Annotated in this window: 4 protein-coding genes; 3 read left to right on the forward strand and 1 reads right to left on the reverse strand. The window is 73.5% G+C overall.

The window, feature by feature from the left end; genetic code table 11:
• The coding region (locus tag H5J29_RS34445) for an alpha/beta fold hydrolase (protein WP_220187909.1) at positions 1–247 on the forward strand (247 nt) is incomplete at its 5' end.
• Between the two features lie 182 nt (positions 248–429).
• On the opposite strand, the gene H5J29_RS25300 is transcribed toward H5J29_RS34445, so the two are convergent.
• Positions 430–1,416, reverse strand: coding sequence for a glycerophosphodiester phosphodiesterase (locus H5J29_RS25300; RefSeq protein ID WP_312858398.1), 987 nt, complete (start codon positions 1,414–1,416; stop codon positions 430–432).
• A 138-nt stretch (positions 1,417–1,554) separates the two neighbouring features.
• Here H5J29_RS25300 and purD point away from each other — a divergent pair, with 138 nt between their 5' ends.
• Positions 1,555–2,817 carry a phosphoribosylamine--glycine ligase gene (purD, locus tag H5J29_RS25305; protein ID WP_181783526.1) on the forward strand — a complete coding sequence of 421 codons (1,263 nt, stop codon included), beginning with the start codon at positions 1,555–1,557 and terminating at the stop codon, positions 2,815–2,817.
• A gap of 305 nt (positions 2,818–3,122) precedes the next feature.
• Positions 3,123–3,383 carry a hypothetical protein gene (locus H5J29_RS25310; protein ID WP_181783527.1) on the forward strand — a complete coding sequence of 87 codons (261 nt, stop codon included), beginning with the start codon at positions 3,123–3,125 and terminating at the stop codon, positions 3,381–3,383.
• Positions 3,384–3,589: the final 206 nt, after the last annotated feature.

The following is a 3,589-nucleotide window of genomic DNA, read 5'->3' on the forward strand; positions in this document are numbered from 1 at the left end:
AAGGTGTCCAGCAACATGCTGCGGGTGGCGTCGACCTGCTCGACGATGTCGTCGACGAGCCGTCCTGCAGGTCCACGGCGCCACGGACCCGTGCCTGCTCGAGTCCACGGCGCGCGACTCGCGACGGTGGGTCACCGGGCCCTACACCCACCGCGTCCTGGACACGGGGCACTTCACCCACCAGGAGCGCCCCGCCGAGGTGACCGAGTCCGTCCTGGGCCACCTGCGCCACCCACCCCGCGGGTGATCGAGGGCGGAGCCGCCCGGCAGGGGCCGCGAGCGGACCCTCGAGATCGCCATCTGTGACCCGAGGACGCCGTATACGGCCGTGATGGGTCCAGAACGGTGATCACGGGCTCGCGGTCGGCGGTGAGTCGCAGCCGTCGGCCATCGGGTGTGCTCGCGACGGATCGTGCGGGCCGCCCTCGATCACCGTGTGGTGGCGAGCGCGAGGGCGGCGACGGCGGTGTCCGGGTGGTCGGTGAACAGCCCGTCGACGCCGGCGTCGACGAAGGCCCGGTACTCGGCGAGGACGTCCCCGTAGTGGTCCGCGCGGCCCTCGCGGCGCAGGCCCGTGGGCAGGAACGAGTTCTCGTTGCGGAACGTGTAGGCGTGCACCAGCAGGCCGGCGGCGTGCGCGTCGGCGACGAGGCTCGTCGGCCCGGCGTCCGGGGGGATGACCAGCTGCTTCGCGGGACCGATGCCCGCGGCGTACCCGGCGATCCGGGCCAGCTCGGCGGGCCGGGTGAGGTCGGCGTAGGTCCGCGGGTCGCCCGCGGCGACCAGGTCGGCGGGTGCGCCGGTGGCGTCGAGCAGCTGGATCAGCCGGACGGGGAGCTGGTCGTGCAGTGCTCGCAGGTTGGCGGTCTCGAAGGACTGCACGAACACGGGGGAGTCGGCGCGGTCCAGGCCGTGCGCCCGGAGCACGGCGACGAGCGTGGGCTCGCAGGCCAGCCCGCGTCCGGCGAGGTAGGTGGGGTTCTTCGTCTCCGGGTAGACGCCGATCTCGCGGCCGAGCTCCCGGGACAGCCGGGCCCGCAGCTCGAGGATCTCCTCGAAGGTCGGGACGCCGAACAGCCCGTCGTAGACGGTGTTGCCCTGCCTCAGCTCCGGCAGCCGCTCGACGGCGCGCAGCGTCCGGAGCTCGGCGAGGGTGAAGTCGTCCGCGAACCAGTCCGTGACGGTCTCGCCGTCGACCGTGCGGGTCGTGCGCCGGGCGGCGAACCCGGGGTGCAGTGCGACGTCCGTGGTCCCGCCGATCATCGGCTCGTGCCGCGCGACGAGGACGCCGTCCGCCGTGCTGACGAGGTCGGGCTCGAGGTAGTCGGCACCCATCCGCGCGGCGAGCTCGTAGCCCGCCAGAGTGTGCTCGGGACGGTAGCCGGACGCACCTCGGTGGGCGATCACGAGCGGCACAGGGGTCCTTCCGCAGGGAGACGCCAGGGTCGCTGCCGCAGACGTCGGGCCGGCGACGACGGTACGGACTCCGGGTGAACCTTCGTCGGCTCGACGCGACGAGGATCACCGCCGGTCAGGACGTTAGTGTTGGCGCCCGTGCGCGTACTGGTCGTCGGGAGCGGTGCCCGAGAACATGCCCTCGTCCTCGCCCTGGCGCAGGACCCCCAGGTGACGGCGCTGGCCTGCGCCCCCGGCAACGCCGGGACCGCGGCCGTGGCCGAGCAGCATGGGCTAGACGTCCAGGACGGGGCGGCCGTCGTCGCGCTGGCCCGGGACTGGACGGCGGACCTGGTGGTGATCGGGCCCGAGATCCCGCTGGTGGCGGGGGTGGCCGACGCCGTCCGCGCGGCCGGGTTCGCCTGCTTCGGCCCCGGCGCCGAGGCGGCCCGGATCGAGGGCTCCAAGGCCTTCGCCAAGGACGTGATGGCCGCGGCGGGCGTGCCCACGGCGTCGTCGCTGATCGTGGACAGCCCCGCCGACCTGGACGCCGCGCTGGCCGGTTTCACCCCGCCCTACGTGGTGAAGGACGACGGGCTGGCAGCGGGCAAGGGCGTGGTCGTCAGCGAGGACCTGGAGCTCGCCCGGGCCCACGCCATGCACCTGCTCGACGACGGCCACCCCGTCTTGCTCGAGTCCTACCTCGACGGCCCCGAGGCCTCGCTGTTCTGTCTGGTCGACGGGACCACCGTGGTGCCGCTCGTGCCCGCCCAGGACTTCAAGCGGGTCGGGGACGGCGACGCCGGGCCCAACACCGGCGGGATGGGCGCGTACGCGCCGCTGCCGTGGGCGGGCGAGACCCTGGTGGACGAGTTGGTGGCCGCCGTCGTGCAGCCCGTGGCGGACGAGATGGCCCGCCGGGGGACCCCGTTCACCGGCCTGCTCTACGCGGGCCTCGCGCTGACCTCGAACGGCCCCGCCGTGATCGAGTTCAACTGTCGGTTCGGCGATCCCGAGACCCAGGTCGTGCTGGCCCTGCTCCGCACGCCGCTGGCGGCCCTGCTGAACGCCACCGCCGTCGGCACCCTGGCCGAGCACCCGCCGCTGGAGTGGGCCGACGGGGCCGCCGTGACGGTCGTGGTGGCCGCCGAGGGCTATCCCGGCACCCCGCGCCTCGGGGACGTGATCAGCGGCTCCGACGCCCCGGGTGTCCTGCATGCGGGTACCCGGCGGCGGGAGGACGGCGCGGTCGTCTCCACGGGCGGGCGGGTGCTGTCGGTCGTCGGGACCGGGACCGACCTCGCGGCCGCCCGGGCGGACGCCTACCGGCGTCTCGAGGGCGTCCACCTGACGGGATCGCACCACCGCACGGACATCGGGCTACGAGCGGAGAAGGGCGAGGTGACGGTCCCCGGCCGGTGATCTCCGGCTCACGCGACCGTGGCTCATGTTTCGTTCAGATGACACAAGTATTGCCGCCACGGTTTCGAGGCTTCGCGAATCCGGCATGCACGCCAGATGACACGTGACCAGCGATGACCCTTTCAGAGCAGCGCGATTAGGCCATGTGGGCTACGTGATCATCGTGCAAAGAGCGTGTTAACCGCTTCGGCACGGGTTGATGACGAGGCGCCGCACGGGTGAGGGTTCCCACGTCCCGCCGCACAGCGAGGTGCGGCGGAGACCGAAGGAATGCTCGACTCCCCCGATGCGAAAGTGAGACCCCCATGGGTTCGCACGCTCCCCGCAAGGCCACCCTGGCCAAGATCGGCTTCGCCGCCCTCGCCGCCCCGGCCGCGATGCTCGCGGTGGCAGGCACGGCCTCCGCGGCCGACCTGGCGCCGGTCGGCGCGTACCTCGACGAGAACGTCACCTACGGCACCCCGCCGCTGGAGCCGGTCGGCGCGTACGTGGACGAGGCCGTCGCGGCCACCGACAAGCAGGTCTTCGACGTCGTCGGTGTGCTCACCGGCCAGTTCGAGAGCTGATCCGCCCGCCGGGCGCGGGCCTCTCCTGACCGCCGCCCGGCAGGGGCGCTCCGGCGCGCACGGGTCCCCCCGAAGGACCCGTGCGCGTTCCGGCGCCGTCCCGCCCGCGGGCTCGTAGGCTGGCGCGTCGTGACGTCCACGCTCCCCGGTCCGTCGGCCCGCTCCGGCATCGCCCCCTTCCACGTGATGGACGTGTGGTCCGCGGC

Origin of the sequence: Pseudonocardia pini, assembly GCF_013870575.1 — a bacterium.
Lineage (GTDB): Bacteria > Actinomycetota > Actinomycetes > Mycobacteriales > Pseudonocardiaceae > Pseudonocardia > Pseudonocardia pini.